Consider the following 25,308-nt stretch of genomic DNA (forward strand, 5'->3'; position numbering starts at 1 on the left):
AGGGGGCGATATCTCGCCCCCTCGTCACGACAGGCACAAGAGAGACACGCGATGATCGATCTGCGAAGCGACACCGTCACACGACCCACGCCGGCCATGCGCGAGGCCATGGCGGGGGCGCCGGTGGGTGATGATGTCTGGGGCGATGATCCCACCGTGGCAGCATTCGAGGCGGCGGTGGCCGAGATGGCCGGCAAGCCTGCGGCCCTGTTCCTTCCCTCCGGGACCCAGAGCAACCTGGCGGCCCTGATGGTGCACTGCGGGCGTGGTGACGAGTACATCGCCGGGCAGCGGGCTCATATCTATCGGGACGAGGGCGGGGGAGCCGCCGCCCTGGGGGGCATCCAGCCACAGCCCATCGAGCATGACGCGGATGGCAGCCTGGCCCTCGACAAGGTGGAGGCCGCCATCAAGGGAGCGGATATCCATCATGCACGGACACGCCTGCTGGCGCTGGAGAACACCTTCGGCGGCAAGGTGATCTCCGAGGATTACCTGGGGCGTGCCACCTCCCTGGCCAGGGGGCATGGGCTCGCGACCCACCTGGACGGGGCGCGGCTGTTCAACGCCTCGGTCGCCACGGGGCGTTCGCTCGCTGCCCTCTGCTCCGGGTTCGATTCGGTGTCGCTGTGCTTCTCCAAGGGGCTGGGGGCGCCGGTGGGCTCGCTGCTGCTGGGGGACGAGGCCTTCATCGCCCGGGCCCGGCGCTGGCGCAAGACCCTGGGTGGCGGCATGCGCCAGGTGGGCATCCTGGCGGCGGCTTGCCACCATGCCCTGGAGCACCACGTCGAGCGCCTGGCCGATGACCACCGCCATGCCGCACTGCTGGCCGAGGGCCTGGGCGAGATCGAGGAGATCGCGGTGCGGGGCTGCGACACCAACATGGTATTCGTGGCGTTGCCCGAGGCGCACTGCAGGGCGCTGGGGGAGTTCCTCGAGGCGCAGGGCGTGCTGCTCGCCGCTTCGCCGGTGACGCGGCTGGTGACCCACCTCGACGTCTCCGAGGAGGATGTTCGCCACGTGGTGGCAGCCTGCCGGGCCTATTTCGCACGCTGCACTGCCTAGATCGGGACGGGACAAGCGACGGAGGAGAGCGACATGGCGATCTACCAGTATGGTGACCTGGTGCCGGAAGTTCACGAGGACGTCTACGTCGCCGAGACGGCCGACGTGATCGGCCAGGTGACCCTGAAGCGCAGTGCCAGTGTCTGGTACCAGGCGGTACTGCGCGGTGACACCGACCATCTCGAGGTCGGCGAGGAGAGCAACATCCAGGACGGCGCGGTGCTGCATGCCGACCCGGGCTTCCCCCTCAAGGTCGGCCGCGGCGTGACCGTCGGCCATCAGGCCATGCTCCATGGTTGCACGATCGGCGACGGCAGCCTGATCGGCATCCAGGCCGTGGTGCTCAACGGTGCCGTCATCGGGCGTAACTGCCTGGTCGGTGCGGGCGCGGTCGTCAAGGAGGGGGCCAGCTTCCCCGACAAATCGCTGATCGTCGGTGCACCCGCCAGGGTGGTGCGCGAGCTTTCTGCCGAGGCGATCGAGGGCCTGAAACGCAATGCCCGGGGTTATGTCGAGCGGGGCGCTCGCCATGCGCGGGAGCTCAAGCGCATCGGATGAAGCCGCTGCAGCGGCAATGAAAAAGCCCCCGGACGCGGGGGCTTTCCGGTGATGCCGGCGGACCTCAGCCGACGCGCATCAGGGGATCGCTCACGCCCAGGACATAGAAGGCGATCAGCGCAATGGTGCCGGCGAAGATCAGGTAGTAGAGCGTCGGCAGGATGGTCTTGCGGATCGTGATGCCCTCGCGGCCGAGCAGGCCCACGGTGGCGGAAGCCGCGACCACGTTGTGGATGGCGATCATGTTGCCGGCCGCCGCCCCCACGGCCTGCAGCGCCACCATGAAGGCGGTGGAGAGGCCCAGCTGCTGTGCCACGTTGAACTGGAACTCGGCCAGCATCAGGTTGGACACGGTGTTGGAGCCGGCGATGAAGGCGCCCAGGGCACCCACGGCCGGGGCGAAGAACGGGTAGACACCGCCCACGCCGTCGGCGACGAACTGCGCCATGGCCACCGGCATGGAGACCAGGTCGGCGGCGTTGACGCCGGAGTTGATCAGGATCCGCACCATGGGAATGGTGAAGATCAGCACGAAGCCGGCGCCGAAGATGGTCCTCGAGGATTCGCTGAAGGCGGCCTGGAGTTCGCCGGCGCGCATGCGGTGCAGCACGGCGGTGATCAGCACCACCATCAGCAGGATCCCACCGGGCAGGTAGAGCGGCGCGATGCTGCCGGAGACGCCGGCCTCGCCAAGGATGTTGCTCCAGCCGAAGGAGAGCGAGGTGAGCGCATTCTTGAACGGCTCGATGGTGCGCGAGGCCACCAGGATCACGGCCAGCAGCACGTAGGGTACCCAGCCCATCAGGGTCGAGATCGGGGCCTTGCCGGCGATGTCGTCCAGCTTGATTTCCAGCTTGCCGATCCACGCGTCCGGCCAGGACTTGCTCTCCGGGAAGTCCCAGGTGTCCTTGGGAATCAGGAACCCCTTGCGGGCCGCTGGCACGACGATGGCCAGGCCGACCATGGCACCGATCATCGACGGGAATTCCGGCCCGAGCAGGACGCCGGCGAGCATGTAGGGCACCACGAAACAGACGCCGGCGAAGATCGCGAAGGGGGCGATGGAGAGCCCTTCCTTCCAGGATCTGTTGGCGCCGAAGAACCTGACCATGATCACCACCATGATCAGCGGCATCAGGACGCCGACGATGCCGTGGATGATGGCCACTTCACCGGCGATCAGGCGGAAGTACTCCATCCAGGTGTAGCCTCCGGCTTCCAGTGCCTCGGTGATGCCGTCACGGTTGATGCCGCCGGTGACGCCCACCACGATCGGTGTGCCCACGGCACCGAAGGAGACCGGCGTGGACTGGATCATCATGCCCACGACCACGGCGGCCAGCGCCGGGAAGCCCAGGGCGACCATCAGCGGAGCGGCCACGGCGGCCGGAGTGCCGAACCCCGAGGCACCCTCGATGAAACAGCCGAACAGCCAGGCGACGATGATGGCCTGGACGCGGCGGTCCGGGCTGATGCCCGAGAAGCCGTTGCGGATCGCGGTAATGCCGCCGGAGTGCTTCAGGGTGTTGAGCAACAGGATGGCACCGAAGATGATCCACAGGATCGACACGGTGAGGATCAGGCCCTGGAAGGTCGAGGCCAGGACCCGGTTGAAGGTCATCTCCCAGGCGAAGAGCGCGATGAGGGCGGTGACCACGAAGACGACCGGCATGGCGGTCCTTGCTGCCATGCGCAGGCCGATCAGCAGCACACCGGCCAGTACCAGGGGCACGAAGGCGAGTAGTGCAAGAGTAGTGTCAGTCATGAGGCTGGTTTCCTCTGGCTTGTTGTCCTGTCGGGCTCTAGAGCGAACGTGAGGGTGAGCATGCCTGCCGTGAGGGGGGCGGCAGACGGACGCAAGATACGCTCAACATCCCCGTGATGGCCATATCTGGAAAATTGGTATTACCAATAATCGAGGGGCTGTCATGGCCTGCCATGATGCCGGAATATTCATGAAAGACAGTGGATTAAAGGTGATGACGCGGGTGATGCCCAAGAGGGAAGGTGTTCTGGGCTTAGACTAATGGACAAGTTCGTGTCGCATGGAGACACGGGTGGGGCCAGCGGTTGGCGGGGTTCGGAAAAGCCTGGCACTATCGGACCATGGACATCATCGGAAGCGAGGAGTCGGCATGACACGGGTACTCTACGAGCTGTGCGGTATCGACGAGGGCCTGCGGTTCTCGCCCTATTGCTGGCGGGTCAGGTATGCCCTGGCCCACAAGGGACTGGATGTGGAGACGCGCCCCTGGCGTTTCACCGACAAGGAGGCCCTGGCCTTTGCCGGGCACGACAAGGTGCCGGTACTGGTCGATGGCGACGAGGTGGTGACCGACAGCTACGAGATCCTGCGCTACCTGGATCGCGCCTACCCGGAGGCCCCGCTGCTGGGAGAGGGAGCTGCCGAGGCCCGGGGACGCTTCTTCAAGCACTACGCCGAGCGCTCCGTGGCACCGGCGATGATGCGTACCATCATCATGGACCTGCTCAATGCCATTCATCCCGGTGACCGCGACTACTTCCGCGAGACCCGCGAGAAGCGTTTCGGGCGCAGCCTCGAGGAGTTCCACTCTCCTGCCAGGGGGCTGTCCCTGCTCGATGCTGCCCTGGAGCCGTTGCGTGGTCGCCTCGCGGAGGCCGACTACCTGGACGGTGAGGCACCGGCCGCCGCCGACTACATCGTCTTCGGCAGCTTCATGTGGGCGCGCTGCGTGTCCAGCGCCGACCTGGTCTCGAATGCCGATCCGGTCCATGGATGGGTCGAGCGCATGCTCGACCAGCATGGCGGGCTTGGCCGCCGTGCCATGCGTGTCACCGATGTCGAGGGGGCCTACCGCTGACGGGGCGCCGAGCCCCGCTCCATGGCGAATCGTCGACGACACCCGGCCCCGGCCGGGTGTCGTCCGTCGGGATGAGGAAAATGGGGCGACAGCCATGTTGCATCGCACAAAAACGCCTGTTATGTTGCAATGCAATACAAGGCGCCCTGCCTTGACTCGCCACCCGAATGGAGGTGTCCCATGAGCAAAGCAACCACCGAGAAAGCCACCGAGCAGTTCCAGAGCGTGTTCATCGAGCCGGCGCGTGCCTATGGCTCGCTGGCGCTTGAGTACAGCGAGAAGCTGCTGTCAGCCCAGTTCGATTCGGCCCGGGCCTTCGCGGACATGGGCCTGGCCCAGACCCGCAGCTGGCTGGATGCCAAGGATCCCGAGAGCCTCAAGCAGGTCATGGAAGGCCAGCAGAAGGCCGCCCAGCAGATGGGCGAGCGCTTCAAGGGCGACGCCGAGAAGGTCGCGGCCCTGAGCCAGGAGTACGTGCAGAAGGGCCAGAAGCTGGTCGAGGAGAGCGTGAAGTCGGCCACCAGCCGGTGACACCATCGGCCGTCCACGCGGCCGGATGAGACGGGCCGCCTTCCTTCGGGGAGGCGGCCCGTCTTCGCATGGGGCCAGGAGCCCCGTCACTGATGGCTGCCACCGAGCAGGGCGACGACCTCGTCATCCTCCACCTGGCCGAATTCGGCGAAGAACTGCCCGACGGCCCGGAAGTGCGGGGGGGCTTCCAGGCAGACGACCTCGTCGGCCAGGGTCTCGAGTCTGGCCACGGTATCGGGGGGGGCCACACCGATGGCGGCGACCAGTCGCTGGGGCTCGCGCTGGCGGAGGGTGGCCAGTGCCGCCGCCATGGTGGCGCCGGTGGCGCTGCCGTCGTCGAGCACCACCACGATACGCCCGGCCGGGTCGATGGGCGAGCGCACCGGGGTGTAGCGACGGCGTCGCTCGTCGATCAGCTCGCGCTGGCGTTCCACCTCCCGGGCCAGGATATCGTCACGGCAGTAGTGGGCCTCCTCCTCCAGGTGCACGCTGCCGTCCTCGCTGACCGCGCCAATGGCGAACTCCGGATTGCCGGGGGCGCCGATCTTGCGCACCAGCACGACATCCAGTTCCCCTTCCAGGGCATCGGCGATCACTCGTCCCATCGGCACACCACCCCGGGGGATCGCCAGCACGAGTGGATTCTGGCCCCTGAGGTGGTCGAGACGCCTGGCCAGTTGTCGGGCGGCATCGAGTCGGTCACGGAACATGGCGAGTCTCCTGGCTGGATTGCTCTGCCCCAAGTGTAGGCAGCCGGTGCGCCGGTGGCTCGTGCTGCCGAACGCCGACGCCACCGGCGGCGCGCCTGGCGGCAAGGGCATGCCACCCTCAGAGGTTGGACTTGACCTGCTCGGCCTTGGCCGCGACGGCCTCCTCGGTCTCGGGCTCCTTCCGGCTGGGCTTGCCGGGCAGCACGGCGTCCAGCAGCAGGGCGGCCAGGGCCGCCGGCACCAGGCCGGACTTGAGCAGCAGGCCGAGCTGGCCGGGCATGGTCTCGGCGATCGCCTCCACCGCCGGCAGGCCGATCCCCAGGCTCATGGCCACGGCGATGATCAGCATGGCGCGCTGGTCGAGTTCGCACTCCTGGATGATCTTCAACCCCGCCGAGGCGATCATGCCGAACATCACCACCCCGGCGCCGCCCAGCACGGCATGGGGCATGGCGGCGACCAGGCCGCCCAGTTTGGGAAACAGGCCCATGCAGATCAGCAGGATGCCGCCGATGGTCACGACATGGCGACTGACCACGCCGGTCAGGGTGATCAGGCCGACGTTCTGGGCATAGGCGGTATTGGGCAGGGTGTTGAAGATCGCGGCGAAGGAGGTGGCCACGCCGTCGGCCATCACCCCGCCGGAGAGCTCGCTGTCCTTGGCCTGGCGGCCGGCACCGCCGATGGTGATGGCGGAGATGTTGCCGATGGTCTCCAGCCCCACCACGAACATGATCAGCGTCATGCCGATGATGGCGGTGAGGTGGAATTCCAGGCCGTACTGCAGCGGCTGGGGAATGGCGAACCAGGCGGCGTCGGTGACGCTGGAGAAGTCCACCATGCCCAGGGCGATGGCCATCAGGTAACCGCTGGCCAGGCCCACCAGCACGGAGGCGGCCTTGAGGAAGCCGCGGCCGAACTGGTGCACGACGATGGTCACCACCAGCACGAAGAGCGCCAGGCCCAGGTTGGTGGGGGAGGCGAAGTCATCGGCGTCCACGCCGCCGGCGGCATAGTTGAGCCCCACCGGCATCAGGGTGATGCCGATCAGCAGCACCACGATGCCGGTGACCACCGGCGAGAACCAGTGGCGGATCTTCTTGAGGAAGGCTCCCAGCACCACCTGCAGCATGCCGGCGATCAGGGAGGCACCCAGCACCGCCGCGAGGCCGAAGGCGCTGGCCAGGGGCAGGGCTACCGGGAGGAAACCGAAGCTGGTGCCCTGGACGATGGGCAGGCGCGCGCCGACCGGCCCCATGCCGATGGTCTGGATCAGGGTCGAGACCCCGGCCACGAAGAGCGCCACCTGGATCAGGAAGATCTGCTCGCCGGTGGCGGCGCCGATGACGCCAGCGATGATGATCGGCGGTGTCACGTTGCCGGCGAACATCGCCATGATGTGTTGAAGACCCAGCGGTATCGCCTTGCCCAGCGGTGGCATGGCATCCGGGTCGCGGTTGATGGTCCGTGACGGCTTCGTCTGAGCGGTCGGCTGTTCAGCGTCTGTCATGTCGGGCTCTCGGGCTTGTTGTTGTAAACGATGATATGCAGTGTGAATACCACTGCCTCTCAAGAATGTACACAATACAGTTTCGTTTAAAAGACAGCACAAGGCATTTTTTGTATTTGTTAATAATATCTGTTTAAAAACAGCATGTTGCCAATAGCAGGCTGACCGATTGGTCAATATGGCAGGGCCTTGTCCGTGCCGAATATCGCCCAAGGAAGGGGGGGGGGGGCCGCCAGCGCCGACGGTGCCGGCGCTGGCGTCGATCAAGCCTCGACCCGGGCGTCGAGGCGGAAGCGGGCGATGCGGTTGATCTGCTCGATGGCCGTACGGCGCTCCTCATCCTGATCGTTCTCGAGGCGTGACTCGAAGGCCGCCAGGATGGCATGGCGGTCATTGCCCTTCACGGCCATCACGAAGGGGAAACCGAAGCGGGCCTTGTAGGCCCGGTTCAGGCGCTCGAAGCGTACCATCTCCTCGGGGGTGCACTGATCGAGGCCGGCGCCGGCCTGTTCGCGGGTCGAGTCATCGGTCAGCTCGCCGGCGATGGCCGCCTTGCCGGCCAGGTCAGGGTGGGCACGGATCACCTCCAGCTGCCGCTCGGGAGTCGCGTCTCGCAGTACCCGGCCCATCGCCTCGGCCAGGCCCGCCGGGGTGTCATGAGCCTCGGCCAGGCCCTGCCGCCAGGCCAGTTCGGCGACCCAGGGCGAGTGCTCGTAGATGTCGCCGAAGCGGCTGATGAAGTCGTCCAGGCCGAGCCGGCTGGGGCGGGGTGTCAGGATCTTGTCGCTCATGGGTGGGCCTCCTGGGGCATGTCTCGGTTCATTGGATGGCTACACCACTTACTGTATACAAAAAATATTTTGAAATGTACTCTATTTGAAGCTAGAACTGTTCATCATGGCACGCCATCATAGAGGAGAGTGACATATGGGACGCCTGACCACCCATGTTCTGGATACTGCCCGGGGCCGCCCCGGGCAGGGAATCCGCATCGAGGTCCTGCGCGTGGAGGGGGAAACCCGCACACGGCTCAAGGATGTCGTCACCAACGACGATGGCCGCTGTGATGCCCCGATCCTCGAGGGGGACGACTTCCACGCCGGCGAGTACGAGCTGGTGTTCCACGCCGGCGACTACCTGCGCGCCCAGGGCACCGAGTCGCCGGAACCGCGCTTCCTGGACGTGATCCCGCTGCGTTTCGGGGTGTCCGATGCCGCCCAGCACTACCACGTGCCACTGCTGCTGTCGCCCTACGGCTACTCCACCTACCGCGGCAGCTGAGACCCCGGGCTCCCCTGACCACGACAGACAACAACCGCACAAGACGAGAGCCGGTTTATGCAAGCGTACATCCTGGACTTTGCCAACTTCATGCTGCGATGGCTGCACGTCATCGCCGCCATCGCCTGGATCGGCGAGTCGATCTACTTCGTGATGCTGGACAACGGCCTGCGCACACCCAAGGCCGCCGAGGACCGCGACAAGGGGGTGTTCGGCGAGATGTGGGCGGTGCACGGCGGCGGCTTCTACCACAACCAGAAGTACGCCACGGCCCCCGCCAAGCTGCCCGAGGACCTGCACTGGTCGTTCTGGAAGTCCTACACCACCTGGCTGTCGGGCTTCGCACTCTTCGTGCTGCTCTACATGGCCAACCCGAGCTTCTACCTGGTCAACCCCGGCAGCAGCTGGGAGTGGGCGGCGAACATGACCGGCTGGCAGGCCAACGTCCTGGCCCTGCTGTTCCTGCTGGGGGGCTGGGTCGTCTACAACGAGCTGTGCAAGCGCATCAGTCCCAACATGGAGCGTGACGGCGTGCTGAGCCTGGCGGTCGCCGTGCTGATGGTGGTGGTGGCCTATCTCAGCACCCAGATGTTCTCCGGTCGGGCGGCCTTCCTGCTCACCGGTGCGGTGATGGCCACCGCGATGTCGGCCAATGTCTTCTTCTGGATCATTCCCGGCCAGCGGCGCATGGTGGCCGCCATGAAGGCCGGAGAGGCTCCCGATCCCCTCGATGGCAAGCGGGGCAAGCAGCGTTCGGTACACAACACCTATTTCACCCTGCCGGTGGTCCTGTTGATGATCAGCAACCACTACTCCTTCGCTTATTCCCACGAGCAGGCCTGGGTGATCATGTCGCTGTTCATCTTCGCCGGCGCCCTGATCCGTCAGTTCTTCGTGCTGATGCACTCGGGCAAGATCCAGCCTGCCTATCCGGTGGCCGGTACCGCACTGATCGCTGTCGCCTTCTGGGTGGCCATGCCCGGCGCCGCCACCGGTGGTGGCGGCGCCGCCCAGGACAGCGCCGCGGTCTCCCTGGAGGAGATCCAGCCGATCATCGAGACCCGCTGCGCTGCCTGTCATGCCCGCAATCCCAGCCAGGCAGGCTTCAATGCGCCACCGGCCGGCGTGGCCTACGACACGACCGAAGAGATCGTCGGGCAGCGTGCCCAGATCCAGCAGGTCGTCGCCAGCGGCTACATGCCCCTGGGCAACATGACCGGGATGACCGACGAGGAACGAGAGGCCATTGCGGCCTGGGGCGACTGAACCTGCCTTCGGGACATTCGTCGTTCGGGTCGCTTGGCGTATACAATGATGGCAGTCAGGGATTGAAGGAGAGAGCTTCATGAACCAGCGCCAGACCGTGGCCGAGCAAAAGCCTTCCGCAACGCGCCTGGGCAAGAACGGCGACGGTGCCGAACGCCACGATGCCATCTACCGTTCGATCTGTGATGCCATCATCGAGCATCGGCTCAAGCCGGGGGCCCGGTTGCGCGAGGATGCCCTGTCGGAGGTGTTCGGCGTCAGCCGTACCGGCATTCGCAAGATCCTCCAGCGCCTGGCCCTGGAGCAGCTGGTCACCCTGACGCCGAGGCGTGGCGCCAGCGTCACCCGCCCCACGGCCGACGAGGCCAAGGATGTCTTCGATGCCCGCCAGATGATCGAGTGCGGCCTGATGCCGGAGGTCGCCCGGCGTATCACCGCGGCCGACGTGCGTGAGTTGCGGGACATGGCGCGACGCGAGCGCGAGGCGTTGAAGGCCGGCGAACAGAGCACGGCGATCAAGCTCTCCGCCGCCTTCCACGAGCGGCTGGCCCGGCTCTCGGGAAATGCCACCCTGGCCGAGTTCGTCGGGCGGCTGTGCTCGCGCTCGTCGCTGATCCTTGCCGTCTATGGCAGCGCCGGTCACCTGGGCTGCGAATCCCACGACCACGACGACCTGATCGGCTTCCTGGAGGCCGGCAACGGCGAGCGCGCCCAGGCCTTCATGAGCCGCCATCTCAAGGCGATCGAGGCCTCGCTGTCGATCGTCGAGGAGGAGGAGGAGGCGCCCGACCTGCACAGCATCTTCGGCGCCTGACGGCACCAGTCACGAAGCGGCGGCCGCCCGCCAGGCGCTCACCAGGGCGAGTGCCTGGGCGCTGACCCGGTCGGCACTGTCACCGGGCCGGTAGAGCGCACTGCCGAGCCCGGCTCCATCCACCCCGGCGGCGTGCCAGTCGGCGAAGTCCTCGGCGCCGATACCGCCCACGGCATACAGCTCGGTGCCGGGTGGCAGCACGGCCCGCATCGCCTTCATGCCCTCGATCCCCACCTGCACCGCCGGGAACAGCTTGAGCCTGCTCGCCCCTGCCTCCAGGGCATCGAAGGCTTCGGACGGGGTGACGATGCCGGGCATCGAAACCATCTCCAGCCGGCGCGTCTCCTCGATGACCCTGGGGCGGCAGTTGGGCGAGACGATCAGGCGTCCACCGGCGGCGTGGACCTCTCGCACCTGACCGGGGGTCAGCACCGTGCCGGCGCCGACCAGCGCCCGACCATCCAGGGCGTCCGCCAGTCGACGAATGCTCTCCAGGGGCTCGGGGGAGTTGAGGGGGACCTCGATCCGCGTGATGCCGGCGGCGAGCAGGGCCTCACCGACGCCGACCACTTCATCCGGGGTGATGCCACGCAGGATGCCGATCAGGGGCAGGTTCATTCGGGGGACTCCTGTGAGGAGGGGGTGAGATGGCGCCGGGCCCGGTCGAGGCCCGCCAGGGTGGCGGCCTCGCCATCGACGATCCGGCTGTGGATGCCCAGTGCCTCAAGTGCCAGGGCGTAGCGACGGCACAGCGAACCCGTCCCGATCAGGGTGACGGCCTCGTCGGGGCGCCTGGCGTGCCGGGTGCCGGCCAGTTCCATGCCGATCACCAGACCCGACAGCCGAGCCGACAGGAGCGCGCCACGGGACCGGCCGACAGGCAGGGTGTCATCGAGCAGGTCGCTGGCGCGAATGCCGAACAGTCGGGAAGTGAAGCGTTCGGGGGCAGCGGCCGACTCGCGTACCGCCGCGGCGAAGGCGTCCCGGCAGCCCGGGTCAAGCGGGTCATCACTGCCCAGGGAGTGGGCCAGCACCGAGCGCTCGGCGAGCAGCTGGTAGAGCTCGCCGGTGAGGAAGGTGTGGAAGCTGGCAAGCACGCCTTGCTCGAGCCGGGCCCACTTGGCATGCGTGCCGGGAAGGCAGGCCGGCCCGGTGAAGCCGGGTGCCATGGCGACCAGGCCGGCGAGCTGGGTCTCCTCGCCGCGCATCACGTCGAAGTCTCCCGCGCCTGCGTCGCGATGCTGGCAGAGCCCGGGCAGCAGGTGCACGCGTAGCCGGGGGTCGCTCACGCCGGGGGACACGGCACCGGTGTAGAGTGCCTCCAGCGAGGTGGGCACCCCGAGGTAGGCTGCTTCCCGCCAGCCCTGGCGTGCACCGGCCATGCCGCAGACCAGCACCTCGATACTGCCCCTCGGTGGCAGCCAGCGATCGACGACCTCGAGCAGGGCCGTCTCGTACCGGGCCGGAGTCAGGGACAGCATGCCGCATGCCGATCTCCCCCGTGCCAGCACCCGGCCATCCTCGGCCATGGCCCAGGCGCGCAGGTGGCTCGATCCCCAATCCACGGCGATCCAGGCGGGCGATTCGGTTGGAATGGAGTCGCGGGTAACCGTCATGTCGTCTCCCCTACCATTCGGCAATGGAGCCGTCCTCGTGGGTCCACACCGGGTTGCGCCAGCGGTGGCCGACCCGGGCGCGCTCCTCGACGAAGGCCTCGTCGATCTCCACACCGAGCCCGGGGCCGGAAGGAATGGCGCAGAAGCCGTCGTCGATGGCCAGCACCGACTTGTCGACCAGGTAGTCGAGCACGTCGTTGTCGCGGTTGTAGTGAATGCCCATGCTCTGCTCCTGGATGAAGGCGTTGTGGCAGACGGCATCCAGCTGCAGCGAGGTGGCCAGCGTCAGCGGTCCCAGCGGACAATGGGGGGCCAGTGCCACGTCATGGGCCGAGGCCAGGGCGGCGATCTTGAGGCCCTCGCTGATGCCGCCGCAGTGGGAGAGGTCCGGCTGGACGATGTCGATCATGCCGTCGGCCAGGAGGTCGCGGAACTCGAAGCGGGTGTGCAGTCGCTCGCCGGTGGCCAGCGGGTAGCCCAGCCCCCCGGCGATCTGCTTGAGGCAGGGCAGGTGCTCGGGCGCCACCGGTTCCTCGACGAACATCGGGTGGAAGGGCTCCAGCTCGCGCAGCAGCGCCTTGGCCATGGGGCGATGCACCCGGCCGTGGAAATCGATGCCGATACCCACCCTGGGGCCCACTGCCTGGCGGGCCTCGGCCACCCGGGCGACGGCCTCGTCGATCTTGTGGTGGCTGTCGACGATCTGCATCTCGGCGGTGCCGTTCATCTTGAAGGCGGTGAAGCCCTGCTCCACCAGCGCCCTGGCGCCGGCGCCCACGTCATCGGGGCGGTCCCCGCCGGTCCAGGCGTACATGCGCATCCGGTCGCGCACCGCACCGCCGAGCAGCTGGTGGACCGGCACGCCGAGGTCGCGCCCCTTGAGGTCCCACAGCGCCTGGTCGATGCCGGCGATGGCACTCATCAGGATCGGTCCGCCGCGATAGAAGCCGGCACGATACAGCATGTTCCACAGGTGCTCGATGCGGTGCGGGTCCTGGCCGACCAGGTAGTCGGCCAGCTCGTGCACGGCCGCCTCGACGGTGGCGGCACGGCCCTCGATGACCGGCTCCCCCCAGCCGTAGCAGCCCTCGTCGGTCTCGATCTTGAGGAACAGCCAGCGTGGCGGTACCTGCCAGGTCCTGAGTCGGGTGATCTTCATGCGGGGTGTCCTTGGGTGTGGGAAGTGGGGGCGGGCATCAGCCCCAGGTCTATCGCCGTGCGTTCGAGCACCGCCCGGGCCGCGCGGCGGGCGCTCTCCGGCTGGCGCAGGCGGATCGCCTCCATCACCCGGCGGTGGCGCTCGAGGCTGTCCTCCAGGGAGTCGGCCCGGTGCTGGGAGTGCTGGATCAGCGCGATGATGGAGGGACGCAGCAGGTGGCCCATCTGGCGCCATACCAGGTTGTGGGTGGCCTGGTAGACGCCATCGTGGAAGGCCACGTCATGCTCGGCGTGCTGCTGGTGCATGCCGGTGCCCGCGGTGTCGCGCATGCCCGCGAAGGCGGCCTCGAGGCGCGCCAGGTCCCGGCCGTCCGCCGCCAGGGCGGCCAGCTCGGCCACCTGAGGCTCCGCGGAGAGGCGGAAGGCATAGATCTCGCGTATCAGTCGCGGGTCCGGATGTTCCAGCCCGGCCAGCCAGTCGCTCATCAGGGGGTCGAGCAGGTGCCAGTCGGTGACCTCGCGCACCCGGCTGCCGCGCCCCGCGGTGCGCTCGACCAGCCCGGTGGCGGCCAGGCTGGCCAGGGCGTTGCGCACCCGGTTGCGGCTCACGGAGAAGCGTTCGCAGAGGTCCTTCTCCCGCGGGAAGTCGCTCCCGGCCGGCAGTCGTCCCGAGAGGACGGCGCGGGCCAGTAGCGCCGCCAGGGCCGGGGCGCCGCCGTCGGCAGGAAGGACAAGGTCGTCGAGCATCGCGGGCTCCGGCGAAATATCTGATCTTATGGTAGTTAATGTCAGACATTTTGCAAGAGTCGCGATGGGCGGCGTCCCCGTGCGATGGCAGAAGAGAGGGGCCGGCGGGCCGTGGCGAGTGCGGGAAAGGACGCGCCCCGGGTCATGGCCCGGGGCGATGAGAGCGGCGGGAACGTTTCAGGTGCCGTCGGTGCGGGACTTACTGGCAGAAGCGCTGGCAGGGGACCCAGTGCTTCATCAGCAGGTAATAGGTGAGGCCCGCCGGGATCAGGCTGGCGTACCAGGAGACCGCGGAGAACGTCAGGGCGGCGATGATGCCCACGGTGGTGGCGATCAGCGCGGCGTAGTTGACGCCCCGGTAGGGCCCGGCCTCGTCGTAGAGCTTGCCGACGTCCAGGGTGCGGCGGCGGATCACGTAGTAGTCGACCACCAGGATGGCGAAGATCGGGCCGAGGAAGGCCGAGTAGGTCTGCACGAAGAGCTGCAGGCCGGCGGCGGACTCGGGCTGGACCAGCTTCCAGGGGAAGGTGGCGAAGGCCAGCAGGCCGACGATGACGGTGGCCACCGGAAACTTCAGCTTGAACACGTCCATCAGCACATAGGTCGGCGGCACCACGTTGTTGAGCACGTTGGTGGTCACCTGGGCGAAGGCGATGAACAGCAGGGTGGTCATCAGCAGCGGGGTGTTGTCCACGGCGTTGGCGAACACCTGGATCGGGTCGGCGGTGCCGGTGGCCTCGGAGACCATGTAGCCGATCAGGCCCATGAACAGCGTGCAGGGCAGGATCGACATGGCGTAGATGGTGGTGAGCAGCCCCGGGCCGGTGCCGTGCTTGTGTTCGCGGGAGTAGTCGCTGACGTTGAGCATCATGGTGCTGTAGATGCCCAGGAACAGCATGGTGGCACCCCAGAACGGCATGCCCCAGGAGCCTTCCATGGTCAGCAGGCTGGCAGAGAGCTCGTCGCCGTAGCGCTGCACCGTGGCATAGAACATGTACATCAGCGAGGCCAGGATGAAGGCGCTGCCGATGTTCTCCAGCCACTTGATGCCCTGGAAGCCCATCACCGACAGGCCGATCTGCAGGAACTGGAAGGCGATGAAGTAGAAGATCAGGTTGTCGAAGCCGAACAGGGTCGCCGAGACCATGTTCAACGCGCCGGCGCCGATCCAGCTCTGGAAGCCGTACCACACCACGGCAGGCACGGCACGCACCAGCCCGGGGATGCGCGTGCCGGCGAAGCCGAAGGCGCTGCGCGCCTGGACCATGAAGGGGATGCCGTACTTGTAGCCGGCGGCCCCGTTGATGGCCAGGGCGATGCCGATGACGAAGCAGCCGATGGCGATGGCCAGGGTGGCCTGGATCAGGTTCAGCGTGCCGACCACGCTGGAGCCCATGGCGAAGGTGCCGATGGAGACGCAGCCGCCGAACCAGGCCAGGAAATAGGAAGGGCGGCCCATGATCCGCGTCTGCTGCGGGGCCAGCGACTCCTGGCCGGGTGCCTTGTGGCCCGTGGTGACGTCAGGGGGTGCCGTGCCGGCCTGGGTAGCCGCGGCCTGTGAGGTGGGGGTGGTCATGTCGAGGTCCTCGCAAGTGGCTTGTTGGTCTTGGGGTTTGCCGGCTGTAGCCGGGTGTCTTGCGATCTGGCGTGCTCCGGGGAGTGCTCTTGTTGTCGTGTCCAGCGGCGATCGGTCAGCGGGTCGGGGTCAGGTGGGAGAAGCCCTCGAAGCGTCCGGTGAAGGCCTTGGGGCGCGGGAAGGCCAGGTCGCCGTGCTTGCTGGTGCCCAGCCCCAGTCCCACCAGCGCCTCGGCGAGCTTGACGGCGGCGGTGACCCCCTCGATGACCGGCAGGCCGACCTCGCGGCTGATGGAGTCGGTCAAGTCGGCCATGCCGCCGCAGCCGAGCACGATGGCGCCGATGCCGTCCTCGTCGCGGGCGCGCCGGCATTCGTCGATGATGCGCACCAGGGCCGCGTCGCCGTCCTCCTCCAGGTCCAGCACCGGGATCTCTGCAGCGCGAACCCGGCGGCAGTGGTGACGGAAGCCGTACTGCTCGAGCAGGTGCTCGGCGATGATGCCGGTCCGCCCCAGGGTGGTGACGATGGAGAAGCGGGTGCTGACCAGCGTCGCCATGTGGAAGGCGGCCTCGGCGATGCCGATCACCGGTGCCCGGGTCAGCTCCCTTGCGGCCAGCAGGCCCGGGTCGCCGAAACAGGCAAGCACATAGGCGTCGACCTCCGCCTTCTCGCCTGCCAGCACCTCTTCCAGCACGCCCACGGCGCTGATCGCCTCGTCGAAGTGGCTCTCGATGGAGACCGGGCCGGCGTCGGGCTGGGTCGCCGAGACATGGGTGCCCGGCGCGGCGATGCGGCTGGCGGCGTTGCCGATCGTCTCCGTCATGCCGGCGGTGGTGTTGGGGTTGATGATGCGGATGTGCATGGCGTTGGGCTCTCGATCTTGTGGACATCGAATTATGTCTTTGTACACAAAATAGATGCCTTTTGTTCAAGCTGCAAGCCGTCAACCATCACGTCGTCCCATGCGACAATATTGGTTAAATATCAAAATATTGAGTTATGGTTGGGGTGGGTTCGGTGGAGACCGGTGACGGTAGACCTTGGTCGATGGTGGGCTTGCTGAGCGACGATGTCGGCATTTTCGTGAATTAAATGTATACAGTTTTGATGTCATTGCAGAGCTTGAAGTTGAAGTGGACACACTCTATCTTGTCTTTGTATACATAAAGCGAGTTCGCTGGCGTTCGGCGCCCCGGGCCGTCGAGACAACCGATAACAACCAGGAAGCCTTGCCATGACGTATCCCTCCCCCTCGGACTATCCCCGTGACCTGATCGGCTACGGCCGCACACCGCCCCATGCCAACTGGCCGGGCCAGGCGAGGATCGCCGTGCAGTTCGTGCTCAACTACGAGGAGGGCGGAGAGAACTGCGTGCTGCATGGCGATGCCGGATCCGAGCAGTTCCTCTCCGAGATCATCGGCGCGGCGGCGTACCCGGATCGCCACCTGAGCATGGAGTCGATCTACGAGTACGGCTCCCGGGCCGGGGTGTGGCGTATCCTGCGCGAGTTCGAGCGTCGCGGCCTGCCGCTCACCGTGTTCGGCGTGGCCATGGCCCTGGAGCGCCACCCGGAGGTGGCCCAGGCCTTCAAGGAACTGGGTCACGAGGTCGCCTGCCACGGCTACCGCTGGATCCACTACCAGGAGGTGCCCGAGGAGATCGAGCGCGAGCACCTGAAGAGGGCGATGGCGATCTTCCAGCGGCTCTACGGCGAGAAGCCGCTGGGCTGGTACACCGGTCGCGACAGCCCCAACACCCGCCGCCTGGTGCTCGACGAGGGTGGTTTCCTCTATGACAGCGACTACTACGGCGACGACCTGCCGTTCTGGACTCGGGAGGCCGACAGCCGGGGCGTCGAGCACGACCACCTGATCGTGCCCTACACCCTGGACACCAACGACATGCGCTTCGCCGCGCCCCAGGGCTTCAACACCGCCGACCACTTCTTCACCTACCTGCGCGACGCCTTCGACGTGCTCTATGCAGAGGGCGAGGAGTCGCCGAAGATGCTCTCCATCGGCATGCACTGCCGCCTGCTGGGGCGCCCGGGCCGCTTCCGCGCCCTGCAGCGCTTCCTCGACCATATCGAGGCCCACGATCGGGTCTGGGTGGCGCGCCGGGTGGATATCGCTCGCCACTGGGTGGAGCATCATCCGGCACCGGCGCGCTGAGTCCATGCCGCGCTGAACGGCTCGAGGATGATCCGGCGAACGTCTTTTCAACTGCCGCTGCCCGAAGCGAGAGGCGCCGGGGACAGGTCGTAGAGGGGGTCCTATGCCAGGGGTGAGGAGCATTGCTCCGAACGGGCTGACCATGGATGGTCAGCACCGGCCCTGCAAGCGGAGCAGGATGCTAGAGCGCCGCAGGGCATCGGTAGCGCCCAGGGAGGGGTTCACAGCGCCCCCTCGTAGACCTGTAACCGGAACAGCCTCGAGCGATCTCGGCCATGGGCACGGTTTTCGGCCGTAGACTTATTCAGGACACCCCATGAAATCACGTACCTACTACGCCCCCGCCGGCGGCCATCCGCCCCAGACCCAGCTGCTCTCCGACCGGGCGGTATTCACCGAGGCCTATGCGGTGATTCCCAAGGGCGTCTTCGGCGATATCGTCACCAGCAACCTGCCGTTCTGGGAGGGCACCCGGCTGTGGGTGCTGGCGCGCCCGCTCTCCGGGTTCGCCGAGACCTTCTCCCAGTACATCATGGAGGTCGCCCCCGGCGGCGGCAGCGAGCGCCCCGAGCTCGACCCCGAGGCCGAGGGGGTGCTCTTCGTGGTGGAGGGCGAGATGACCCTGACGCTGGCCGGCGAGCGCCACCGCCTGGTGCCCGGCGGCTACGCCTTCATCCCGCCGGGGAGCGACTGGCAGGTGAAGAACGAATCCGACGCCCCGGTGCGCTTCCACTGGGTGCGCAAGGCCTATGAGCGGGTCGAGGGCATCGAGGTGCCCGAGGCCTTCGTGGTCAACGAGAACGACATCGCGCCCAACGAGATGCCGGGCACCGAGGGGCGCTGGGCCACCACCCGTTTCGTCGACCCCGAGGACGTGCGCCACGACATGCATGTGAATATCGTCACCTTCCAGCCCGGTGCGGTGATCCCCTTCGACGAGACCCACGTCATGGAGCACGGCCTCTACGTGCTCGAGGGCAAGGCGGTCTACCACCTCAACCAGGACTGGGTGGAGGTCGAGGCCGGCGACTTCATGTGGCTGCGCGCTTTCTGCCCCCAGGCCTGCTACGCCGGCGGCCCGGGGCCGTTCCGGTACCTGCTGTACAAGGATGTCAATCGCCATGCGGCGCTGCGGCTCGGGGCTCGCTGAGACGGGGTGGGGCGCTTGCAGTAGCGTCGCCGCTCGAGGCTGATCCGGCGACAGGGTTTCGAGGGGGCGCTGTGAACCCCTCCCTGGGCGCTACCGATGCCCTGCGGCGCTTTCGCATCCTGCTCCGCTTGCAGGGCCGGTGCTGGCCATCCATGGCCAGCCCGTTCGAAGCAGTGCTTCTCACCCCTGACATCGGACCCCCTCTCCACCCTGTCCCCGGCGCCTCTCGCTTGGGTCGCTGTTATGGATAGCCAAACTGGCGCGCCATTGCGATAACACTGGATCTGTCGAAGGAGGCAGTCATGCTGGAACTGAAAGCCGAGCCGCTGACGCCGGAGGCCTTCGCGCCGTTCGGCGATGTCATCGATACCCGCACGGCGGATTACTTTCACATCAACGCCGGACGCACCCGGCGCTACCACGACCTGGCGAAGGTCGAGACCCTGGGCGAGGAGGCGCGGGCGCTGATCAGCATCTTCGTCAGCCAGCCCGTGTCGATCCCGTTGGAGCTCGATTTCCTCGAGCGCCATCCGTTGGGCAGCCAGGCCTTCATGCCGCTCCACGAGGAGCGCTTCGTGATCGTGGTGGCGCCGCCGGGCGAGATCATCGACCCGGCCGAGGTGCGCGCCTTCGTCACCGATGGCCGCCAGGGGGTCAACTATCGCGCCGGCACCTGGCACGCCATCCAGTCGGTGCTCGAGCGGGAAGGGGAGTTCCTGGTGGTCGATCGTGGCGGCGAGGGGCACAACTGCGACGAGTACCCGCTGGCGCTTCGCGTGATCCTCTGAGGGGCCCTCTGTTAATCGAAAGATAATGCCCAAGTCATTGCCATGGCTTGGGTATTTTCTTGCCACAAAAAAATATGAAAATATTTTCCATAGATCCTTGACGGAGTCGGTGGCGGGACCTAGTCTCGGTATACAGAAATCTTTTCCAAAAAATACAACAACCCTTGGAGGAAGCTCCCATGGCTCGAATGACCGCAGCAGAGGCCGCCGTCCACGTGCTCCGCAAGGAGGGCATCGATGTCGCCTTCGGCGTGCCCGGTGCCGCCATCAACCCCTTCTACGCCGCGATGCGCCAGGTGGGTGGCATCGACCATGTCCTGGCCCGTCACGTCGAGGGTGCCTCGCACATGGCCGAGGGCTACACCCGGGCGAAGGCCGGCAACATCGGCGTGTGCATCGGCACCTCCGGGCCTGCCGGCACCGACATGATCACCGGCCTCTACTCGGCCAGTGCCGACTCCATCCCGATCCTCTGCATCACCGGCCAGGCCCCGCGTGCCCGGCTGCACAAGGAGGACTTCCAGGCGGTGGACATCCAGGCGATCGCCGGTCCCGTCACCAAGTGGGCGGTGACAGTGCTGGAGCCGGCCCAGGTGCCGCGGGCCTTCCAGCAGGCCTTCCACCTGATGCGCTCCTCGCGCCCGGGGCCGGTGCTGATCGACCTGCCCATCGACGTCCAGATGAGCGAGATCGAGTTCGACCCGGACACCTACGAGCCGTTGCCCGCCTACAAGCCGGCGGCGAGCCGGGCCCAGGTCGAGAAGGCGATCGCCATGCTCCAGGAGGCGGAGCGGCCGCTGATCGTGGCCGGCGGGGGTATCGTCAACGCCGACGCCAGCGACCTGCTGGTGGAGTTCGCCGAGCTCACCGGGGTGCCGGTCATCCCGACCCTGATGGGCTGGGGCACCATCCCCGACGACCACCCCCTGATGGTCGGCATGGTGGGCCTGCAGACCTCCCACCGCTACGGCAATGCCACCCTGCTCGCCGCGGATTTCGTGCTGGGCATCGGCAACCGCTGGGCCAACCGCCATACCGGCAACGTCGAGACCTACACCCGGGGACGCAAGTTCGTCCACGTGGACATCGAGCCGACCCAGATCGGCAGGATCTTCGGGCCGGACCTGGGCATCGTCTCCGATGCCCGGGCGGCACTGGAGCGCTTCGTCGAGGTGGCCCGGGAGATGCGGCGGGCCGGCACGCTCAAGGACCGTGGCAGCTGGGCCGAGGCGTGCCAGGAGCGCAAGCGTACCCTGCTGCGCAAGACCCATTTCGACGACGTGCCGGTCAAGCCCCAGCGGGTCTACGAGGAGATGAACCGCGTCTTTGGCAAGCAGACCCGCTACGTCAGCACCATCGGCCTGTCACAGATCGCCGGCGCCCAGTTCCTGCACGTCTACCGGCCGCGCGACTGGATCAACTGCGGCCAGGCGGGCCCGCTGGGCTGGACCATTCCGGCCGCCCTGGGGGTGCGTCGCGCCGACCCGGACGCCGAGATCGTCGCCCTCTCCGGCGACTATGACTTCCAGTTCATGGTCGAGGAGCTGGCCGCCGGGGCGCAGTTCAACCTGCCCTGGATCCACGTGCTGGTGAACAACTCCTACCTGGGACTGATTCGCCAGGCCCAGCGCGGCTTCGACATGGACTACTGCGTGCAGCTCTCCTTCGAGAACATCAACTGTCCCGAGATCAACGGCTATGGTGTCGACCACGTCTCGGTGGTGGAGGGGCTGGGCTGCAAGGCGCTGCGCGTCACGCGGCCGGAGGAGATCGCCCCGGCGCTCGAGGAGGCAAGAGCGCTGATGCGTGAACACCGTGTCCCGGTGGTGGTGGAAATCATCCTGGAGCGGGTGACCAATATCGCCATGGGCACCGACCTGGACGGCGTCAACGAGTTCGAGGCCCTGGCCGAGAACGTCGAGGATGCGCCCACCTCCATCGCCGCCCTGACCTGAAGAACCAACGACCCAAGGAGTTCGATATGCCCAAGTTCGCCGCCAACCTCAGCATGCTGTTCACCGAGGTGGAGTTCCTCGACCGCTTCGAGGCCGCCGCCCGGGCCGGCTTCAAGGGGGTGGAGTACCTCTTCCCCTATGACTACCCGGCCGAGACCCTGAAGGCGAAGCTGGACGAGCATGGCCTGACCCAGGTGCTGCACAACCTGCCGGCCGGCGACTGGGCCGCCGGCGAACGCGGCATCGCCTGCCACCCGGACCGCGTCGACGAGTTCCGCGAGGGTGTCGAGCGCGCCATCGAGTACGCCACCGCCCTGGGCTGTGCGCAGGTCAACTGCCTGGCCGGCATCCAGCCCGAGGGTGTCAGCGATGACGAGGCGCGCCGGACCCTGGTGGAGAACCTGCGTTTCGCCGCCGACAGGCTCGCGGCCGCCGGCATCCGGCTGCTGGCCGAGCCCATCAATACCCGCGACATCCCGGGCTTCTTCCTCAACCGCACCGAGCAGGCCCTGGCCATCTTCGACGAGGTGGGAAGCGACAACCTCGGGCTGCAGTATGACATCTATCATATGCAGATCATGGAGGGGGACCTGGCGCCGACGATCGAGAAGCACCTGGATCGCATCGCCCATGTGCAGATCGCCGACAACCCGGGCCGCCACGAGCCGGGCACCGGCGAGATCCACTATCCCTTCCTGTTCGCCCACCTGGACCGCCTGGGCTACGGTGGCTGGGTCGGCGCCGAGTACAAGCCGGCGACGACCACCGAGGAAGGGCTGGGCTGGCTGGATGCGGCGCGCGGCTGAAGGCGTGCTGGGGGGGCTCCCCAGCGCTGGCGGTCCCCTTGGGGTCAGACCCCGGCGGAGAGCGTAACAGCCTGAAACGTGCACCATGACAGGCCTGGCGGTTTGGCTGGGGTCTGACCCCAAAGGGGCCATGCCGCCCGGCGTACCCCACGAAAATGCCGCCTTGAAGCGCAACGACAAGAGACGAAGAGAGGAGACGCATCATGAGCAAGATCGGATTCATCGGCCTGGGCATCATGGGTCGCCCCATGGCGGGGCACCTGCTGGATGCCGGCCACGAACTGGTGACGGTGAAGCGCGGCACCCTGGATGCCACCCTGGCCGAGAAGGGCATGCGCGAGTTCGACACCCCGGCGGCGGTGGCAGCCGAGTCCGAGGTGATCATCACCATGGTGCCCGACACCCCCGACGTGGAGGAGGTGCTGTTCGGCGAGGGCGGCGTCATCGAGGGCCTCAAGCCCGGCACCCTGGTCATCGACATGAGCTCGATCGCCCCCATCGCCACCCAGGCGTTCGCCCGGCGCATCGTTGATGCCGGCGGCGAGTATGTCGACGCCCCGGTCTCCGGTGGCGAGGGCGGGGCCATCAACGCGGCCCTGACCATCATGGTGGGCGCCACGGAGGCAGGCTTCGAGCGCGCCCGGCCGATCCTCGAGGTGATGGGCAAGACCATCACCCATATCGGCGGCCACGGCGCCGGCCAGACCTGCAAGGTGGCCAACCAGATCGTCGTCGCCCTGACCATCGAGGCGGTGGCCGAGGGCCTGCTGTTCGCCTCGAAGGCCGGTGCCGACGTGGCCAAGGTGCGCGAGTCGCTGCTCGGCGGCCTGGCCCAGTCGAAGATCCTCGACGTCCACGGCGAGCGCATGATCCAGCGCACCTTCGAGCCCGGCTTCAAGATCAAGCTGCACCAGAAGGACCTCAACCTGGCGCTGGAGGGCGCGCGCAGCCTGAACCTGGCGCTGCCCGGGACCGCCAACGCCCAGCAGCTGTTCCAGGCCTGTGCGGCCCACGGCGGCGCCGACTGGGACCACGCCGGCATCCTGCGGGCCCTGGAGGCGCTGGCCGACCACGAGGTCGGCGCCTGACGGGGCGAACGGCGCCGAGCGCATGCGAAGGCTCGTGGAGGAAGCCCGCGCCGCGGCGCCTTCCACGGCCCAAGAGGTTTTTCGCCGGCCTTCGTGCTTGGACGGCGAAAGACAGGGGAGGTGACTGCTCCCTGAGGGCAGGCGTCGGGTCGTCGTCTGCCCTGGTCACCGCGAGGTGACCTTGCCCGGCGGCGGGTTTTCCTGCCGGAACCCCGCCCGCCGCCGGGTCCTTTTTCCTTCCGTGACACCCCCTTTTCCCTTCCTGTCGCTGCCCGAGGCGGCGAGGAGTAGCCGATGACCGCGATCTCTCCCTCCCGAGCCCCTGACTCCGTATCCGGCGAGCGTGCGCCCCCCGGTGCCGAGATGGACCCGCATGCCTGGCTCAGGCGGCTGGCCGATGCCGCCATCACCGCCGTCCATCCGGACTCCCTGTTGCCCGAGGTACTGCCCGGACCCCCGACGGGACGCACCGTCGTGGTGGGAGCCGGCAAGGCCGCGGCGGCCATGGCGGCCGCCCTGGAGCGTGCCTGGCAGCGCCACCAGCCCGAGGCGCCGCTGGGTGGCCTGGTGGTGACACGCCATGGCCATGGTGCCGGGTGCCGGCAGATCGAGGTGCTCGAAGCCTCCCACCCCATGCCGGACGCGCTCGGCGAGCAGGCCGCCAGGCGGATGCTCGAGGCGGTATCGGGACTCGGCGAGGATGACCTCGTCATCGCCTTGATCTCAGGCGGCGGTTCGGCGCTGATGAGCTTGCCGGCCCCGGGCATCGGCCTGGCCGAGAAGCAGGCGATCAACCGTGAACTGCTGCGCTGCGGGGCGCCGATCCGCGAGATCAATACCGTGCGCCGCCACCTCTCGGCCATCAAGGGCGGGCGCCTGGCCGTGGCAGCCCATCCGGCGCGGGTGCTCACCTGGCTGATCTCCGACGTTCCCGGCGACGATCCCGCCCTGGTCGCCTCGGGACCGACCCTGCCCGATGCCTCCACGCCGGCCGATGCCCTGGCGATACTGGAACGCCACGGGATTCCGCTGTCGCAGGCCGTGCGTGACCACCTGATGCAGGAGCGCGAAGCGCCCCGAGTCGATGATGCCGCCTTTGCCCGAGACGAGACACGCGTGCTGGCCCGGGCCCGTGATGCCCTGGCCGCCGCCGCCGGGCTGGCCGAGGCGGAAGGCGTCGAGGTGCGCCTGCTGGGCGACGACCTGGAGGGCGAGTCGCGTGAACTCGGCCGTGCCCAGGGGCGGATGGCGCTGGCGGCCCGGAGCCTCATCGAGACACCGCTGCTGATCCTGTCCGGCGGCGAGACCAGTGTCACGGTCAGGGGTGATGGACGCGGCGGACGTAACGTCGAGTACCTGCTGGGGCTCTTCGAGACCCTTCAGGGCGCCGAGGGAATCCATGCGCTGGCCGTCGACACCGACGGCATCGACGGCTCCGAGGACAACGCCGGCGCCCTCTTCGGCCCCGACGACTGGCTCCGTGCCCGGGCGCTTGGACTTGACCCGATCGCTCATCTGTCACGCAATGACGCGTATACTTTCTTCGAGGCGCTGGGCGATCTGGTCGTCACCGGGCCGACCCGCACCAACGTCAACGATTTCCGTGCCATTCTGGTCTTGCCGAGGACACCATGACGCATCCCCCCCACGCCCCCATCCACGATCCCATCCGT

24 protein-coding genes are annotated in these 25,308 nt (G+C 67.4%); 14 read left to right on the forward strand and 10 right to left on the reverse strand.

The window, feature by feature from the left end; all coding sequences use genetic code 11:
* Window positions 1-51: 51 nt before the first annotated feature.
* Window positions 52-1,065, forward strand: a complete 1,014-nt coding sequence (gene ltaE, locus ACOMD9_RS05400; protein ID WP_421412612.1) for a low-specificity L-threonine aldolase — start codon at window positions 52-54, stop codon at window positions 1,063-1,065.
* Window positions 1,066-1,098: 33 nt separating this feature from the next.
* Window positions 1,099-1,623 (forward strand): gamma carbonic anhydrase family protein, encoded by a 525-nt coding sequence (locus tag ACOMD9_RS05405; RefSeq protein WP_421412614.1) that lies wholly within the window; start codon window positions 1,099-1,101, stop codon window positions 1,621-1,623.
* A 64-nt stretch (window positions 1,624-1,687) separates the two neighbouring features.
* Here the strand turns inward: ACOMD9_RS05405 and ACOMD9_RS05410 are convergent, their stop codons facing one another.
* The gene (locus ACOMD9_RS05410) at window positions 1,688-3,388 is read right to left on the reverse strand and encodes an L-lactate permease (protein ID WP_421412616.1); all 1,701 of its coding nucleotides are present in this window, start codon (window positions 3,386-3,388) and stop codon (window positions 1,688-1,690) included.
* A 370-nt stretch (window positions 3,389-3,758) separates the two neighbouring features.
* On the opposite strand from ACOMD9_RS05410, the gene ACOMD9_RS05415 reads away from it, so the two are divergent.
* Window positions 3,759-4,466 (forward strand): glutathione S-transferase family protein, encoded by a 708-nt coding sequence (locus ACOMD9_RS05415; RefSeq protein ID WP_421412618.1) that lies wholly within the window; start codon window positions 3,759-3,761, stop codon window positions 4,464-4,466.
* A 180-nt stretch (window positions 4,467-4,646) separates the two neighbouring features.
* Window positions 4,647-4,997 carry a phasin family protein gene (locus ACOMD9_RS05420; RefSeq protein ID WP_421412620.1) on the forward strand — a complete coding sequence of 117 codons (351 nt, stop codon included), beginning with the start codon at window positions 4,647-4,649 and terminating at the stop codon, window positions 4,995-4,997.
* Window positions 4,998-5,083: 86 nt separating this feature from the next.
* On the opposite strand, the gene ACOMD9_RS05425 is transcribed toward ACOMD9_RS05420, so the two are convergent.
* The 3 genes from ACOMD9_RS05425 to uraD all read right to left on the reverse strand — a co-directional run bounded on the left by ACOMD9_RS05425 (window position 5,084) and on the right by uraD (window position 8,008).
* Complete coding sequence (locus ACOMD9_RS05425; protein ID WP_421412622.1) at window positions 5,084-5,707, reverse strand: phosphoribosyltransferase; 624 nt, start codon at window positions 5,705-5,707, stop codon at window positions 5,084-5,086.
* Window positions 5,708-5,825: 118 nt separating this feature from the next.
* Window positions 5,826-7,217: a uracil-xanthine permease family protein gene (locus ACOMD9_RS05430; RefSeq protein WP_421412625.1), complete on the reverse strand. Its 1,392-nt coding sequence runs from the start codon at window positions 7,215-7,217 to the stop codon at window positions 5,826-5,828.
* 263 nt (window positions 7,218-7,480) lie between these two features.
* Window positions 7,481-8,008 carry a 2-oxo-4-hydroxy-4-carboxy-5-ureidoimidazoline decarboxylase gene (gene uraD, locus ACOMD9_RS05435; RefSeq protein ID WP_421412627.1) on the reverse strand — a complete coding sequence of 176 codons (528 nt, stop codon included), beginning with the start codon at window positions 8,006-8,008 and terminating at the stop codon, window positions 7,481-7,483.
* 136 nt (window positions 8,009-8,144) lie between these two features.
* On the opposite strand from uraD, the gene uraH reads away from it, so the two are divergent.
* The 3 genes from uraH (at window position 8,145) to ACOMD9_RS05450 (ending at window position 10,578) form a co-directional block, all read left to right on the forward strand.
* The gene (uraH, locus tag ACOMD9_RS05440; protein ID WP_421412629.1) at window positions 8,145-8,498 is read left to right on the forward strand and encodes a hydroxyisourate hydrolase; all 354 of its coding nucleotides are present in this window, start codon (window positions 8,145-8,147) and stop codon (window positions 8,496-8,498) included.
* A gap of 57 nt (window positions 8,499-8,555) precedes the next feature.
* Window positions 8,556-9,764 (forward strand): urate hydroxylase PuuD, encoded by a 1,209-nt coding sequence (locus ACOMD9_RS05445; protein WP_421412631.1) that lies wholly within the window; start codon window positions 8,556-8,558, stop codon window positions 9,762-9,764.
* Window positions 9,765-9,843: 79 nt separating this feature from the next.
* Window positions 9,844-10,578: a GntR family transcriptional regulator gene (locus ACOMD9_RS05450; protein ID WP_421412633.1), complete on the forward strand. Its 735-nt coding sequence runs from the start codon at window positions 9,844-9,846 to the stop codon at window positions 10,576-10,578.
* A gap of 9 nt (window positions 10,579-10,587) precedes the next feature.
* Here the strand turns inward: ACOMD9_RS05450 and ACOMD9_RS05455 are convergent, their stop codons facing one another.
* From ACOMD9_RS05455 to ACOMD9_RS05480, 6 genes are all read right to left on the reverse strand, one after another.
* Entirely contained in the window at window positions 10,588-11,196 is a 609-nt protein-coding gene (locus ACOMD9_RS05455; protein WP_421412635.1) for a 2-dehydro-3-deoxy-6-phosphogalactonate aldolase, read from the reverse strand.
* Complete coding sequence (locus ACOMD9_RS05460; protein ID WP_421412637.1) at window positions 11,193-12,194, reverse strand: 2-dehydro-3-deoxygalactonokinase; 1,002 nt, start codon at window positions 12,192-12,194, stop codon at window positions 11,193-11,195. Before ACOMD9_RS05460 ends, ACOMD9_RS05455 begins: the two co-directional genes overlap by 4 nt.
* Before the next feature lie 10 nt (window positions 12,195-12,204).
* Window positions 12,205-13,353, reverse strand: a complete 1,149-nt coding sequence (dgoD, locus tag ACOMD9_RS05465; protein WP_421412641.1) for a galactonate dehydratase — start codon at window positions 13,351-13,353, stop codon at window positions 12,205-12,207.
* The gene (locus ACOMD9_RS05470) at window positions 13,350-14,099 is read right to left on the reverse strand and encodes a FadR/GntR family transcriptional regulator (protein WP_421412643.1); all 750 of its coding nucleotides are present in this window, start codon (window positions 14,097-14,099) and stop codon (window positions 13,350-13,352) included. Before ACOMD9_RS05470 ends, dgoD begins: the two co-directional genes overlap by 4 nt.
* A gap of 199 nt (window positions 14,100-14,298) precedes the next feature.
* On the reverse strand, window positions 14,299-15,675 hold the full coding sequence (locus ACOMD9_RS05475; protein ID WP_421412645.1) for an NCS1 family transporter: 1,377 nt from the start codon (window positions 15,673-15,675) through the stop codon (window positions 14,299-14,301).
* 115 nt (window positions 15,676-15,790) lie between these two features.
* Window positions 15,791-16,537: an aspartate/glutamate racemase family protein gene (locus ACOMD9_RS05480; protein WP_421412647.1), complete on the reverse strand. Its 747-nt coding sequence runs from the start codon at window positions 16,535-16,537 to the stop codon at window positions 15,791-15,793.
* Window positions 16,538-16,909: 372 nt separating this feature from the next.
* Between ACOMD9_RS05480 and puuE the strand changes: the two genes are divergently transcribed.
* The 7 genes from puuE (at window position 16,910) to ACOMD9_RS05515 (ending at window position 25,270) form a co-directional block, all read left to right on the forward strand.
* A complete protein-coding gene (gene puuE / locus ACOMD9_RS05485; protein ID WP_421412649.1) occupies window positions 16,910-17,848 on the forward strand; it encodes an allantoinase PuuE in 939 nt (312 codons plus the stop codon).
* A gap of 316 nt (window positions 17,849-18,164) precedes the next feature.
* Window positions 18,165-18,998, forward strand: a complete 834-nt coding sequence (locus tag ACOMD9_RS05490) for a bifunctional allantoicase/(S)-ureidoglycine aminohydrolase (protein ID WP_421412651.1) — start codon at window positions 18,165-18,167, stop codon at window positions 18,996-18,998.
* Between the two features lie 302 nt (window positions 18,999-19,300).
* Window positions 19,301-19,786: an ureidoglycolate lyase gene (locus tag ACOMD9_RS05495; protein WP_421412653.1), complete on the forward strand. Its 486-nt coding sequence runs from the start codon at window positions 19,301-19,303 to the stop codon at window positions 19,784-19,786.
* A 179-nt stretch (window positions 19,787-19,965) separates the two neighbouring features.
* Window positions 19,966-21,741 carry a glyoxylate carboligase gene (gene gcl / locus ACOMD9_RS05500; protein WP_421412655.1) on the forward strand — a complete coding sequence of 592 codons (1,776 nt, stop codon included), beginning with the start codon at window positions 19,966-19,968 and terminating at the stop codon, window positions 21,739-21,741.
* A 26-nt stretch (window positions 21,742-21,767) separates the two neighbouring features.
* Complete coding sequence (hyi, locus tag ACOMD9_RS05505; RefSeq protein WP_421412657.1) at window positions 21,768-22,547, forward strand: hydroxypyruvate isomerase; 780 nt, start codon at window positions 21,768-21,770, stop codon at window positions 22,545-22,547.
* Between the two features lie 203 nt (window positions 22,548-22,750).
* Complete coding sequence (locus ACOMD9_RS05510) at window positions 22,751-23,635, forward strand: 2-hydroxy-3-oxopropionate reductase (protein WP_421412658.1); 885 nt, start codon at window positions 22,751-22,753, stop codon at window positions 23,633-23,635.
* 294 nt (window positions 23,636-23,929) lie between these two features.
* Window positions 23,930-25,270 (forward strand): glycerate kinase type-2 family protein, encoded by a 1,341-nt coding sequence (locus tag ACOMD9_RS05515; RefSeq protein WP_421412659.1) that lies wholly within the window; start codon window positions 23,930-23,932, stop codon window positions 25,268-25,270.
* Window positions 25,271-25,308: the final 38 nt, after the last annotated feature.

Origin of the sequence: Halomonas terrestris, from assembly GCF_049166755.1 — a bacterium.
Taxonomy (GTDB): Bacteria; Pseudomonadota; Gammaproteobacteria; order Pseudomonadales; family Halomonadaceae; genus Halomonas.

Excerpts from the sequence above, each read along its gene's own strand:
- ltaE (WP_421412612.1), top strand. The coding sequence starts at position 52 with ATGATCGATCTGCGAAGCGACACCGTCACACGACCCACGCCGGCCATG.
- ACOMD9_RS05405 (WP_421412614.1), top strand. The coding sequence starts at position 1,099 with ATGGCGATCTACCAGTATGGTGACCTGGTGCCGGAAGTTCACGAGGAC.
- ACOMD9_RS05410 (WP_421412616.1), bottom strand. The coding sequence starts at position 3,388 with ATGACTGACACTACTCTTGCACTACTCGCCTTCGTGCCCCTGGTACTG.
- ACOMD9_RS05415 (WP_421412618.1), top strand. The coding sequence starts at position 3,759 with ATGACACGGGTACTCTACGAGCTGTGCGGTATCGACGAGGGCCTGCGG.
- ACOMD9_RS05420 (WP_421412620.1), top strand. The coding sequence starts at position 4,647 with ATGAGCAAAGCAACCACCGAGAAAGCCACCGAGCAGTTCCAGAGCGTG.
- ACOMD9_RS05425 (WP_421412622.1), bottom strand. The coding sequence starts at position 5,707 with ATGTTCCGTGACCGACTCGATGCCGCCCGACAACTGGCCAGGCGTCTC.
- ACOMD9_RS05430 (WP_421412625.1), bottom strand. The coding sequence starts at position 7,217 with ATGACAGACGCTGAACAGCCGACCGCTCAGACGAAGCCGTCACGGACC.
- uraD (WP_421412627.1), bottom strand. The coding sequence starts at position 8,008 with ATGAGCGACAAGATCCTGACACCCCGCCCCAGCCGGCTCGGCCTGGAC.
- uraH (WP_421412629.1), top strand. The coding sequence starts at position 8,145 with ATGGGACGCCTGACCACCCATGTTCTGGATACTGCCCGGGGCCGCCCC.
- ACOMD9_RS05445 (WP_421412631.1), top strand. The coding sequence starts at position 8,556 with ATGCAAGCGTACATCCTGGACTTTGCCAACTTCATGCTGCGATGGCTG.
- ACOMD9_RS05450 (WP_421412633.1), top strand. The coding sequence starts at position 9,844 with ATGAACCAGCGCCAGACCGTGGCCGAGCAAAAGCCTTCCGCAACGCGC.
- ACOMD9_RS05455 (WP_421412635.1), bottom strand. The coding sequence starts at position 11,196 with ATGAACCTGCCCCTGATCGGCATCCTGCGTGGCATCACCCCGGATGAA.
- ACOMD9_RS05460 (WP_421412637.1), bottom strand. The coding sequence starts at position 12,194 with ATGACGGTTACCCGCGACTCCATTCCAACCGAATCGCCCGCCTGGATC.
- dgoD (WP_421412641.1), bottom strand. The coding sequence starts at position 13,353 with ATGAAGATCACCCGACTCAGGACCTGGCAGGTACCGCCACGCTGGCTG.
- ACOMD9_RS05470 (WP_421412643.1), bottom strand. The coding sequence starts at position 14,099 with ATGCTCGACGACCTTGTCCTTCCTGCCGACGGCGGCGCCCCGGCCCTG.
- ACOMD9_RS05475 (WP_421412645.1), bottom strand. The coding sequence starts at position 15,675 with ATGACCACCCCCACCTCACAGGCCGCGGCTACCCAGGCCGGCACGGCA.
- ACOMD9_RS05480 (WP_421412647.1), bottom strand. The coding sequence starts at position 16,537 with ATGCACATCCGCATCATCAACCCCAACACCACCGCCGGCATGACGGAG.
- puuE (WP_421412649.1), top strand. The coding sequence starts at position 16,910 with ATGACGTATCCCTCCCCCTCGGACTATCCCCGTGACCTGATCGGCTAC.
- ACOMD9_RS05490 (WP_421412651.1), top strand. The coding sequence starts at position 18,165 with ATGAAATCACGTACCTACTACGCCCCCGCCGGCGGCCATCCGCCCCAG.
- ACOMD9_RS05495 (WP_421412653.1), top strand. The coding sequence starts at position 19,301 with ATGCTGGAACTGAAAGCCGAGCCGCTGACGCCGGAGGCCTTCGCGCCG.
- gcl (WP_421412655.1), top strand. The coding sequence starts at position 19,966 with ATGGCTCGAATGACCGCAGCAGAGGCCGCCGTCCACGTGCTCCGCAAG.
- hyi (WP_421412657.1), top strand. The coding sequence starts at position 21,768 with ATGCCCAAGTTCGCCGCCAACCTCAGCATGCTGTTCACCGAGGTGGAG.
- ACOMD9_RS05510 (WP_421412658.1), top strand. The coding sequence starts at position 22,751 with ATGAGCAAGATCGGATTCATCGGCCTGGGCATCATGGGTCGCCCCATG.
- ACOMD9_RS05515 (WP_421412659.1), top strand. The coding sequence starts at position 23,930 with ATGACCGCGATCTCTCCCTCCCGAGCCCCTGACTCCGTATCCGGCGAG.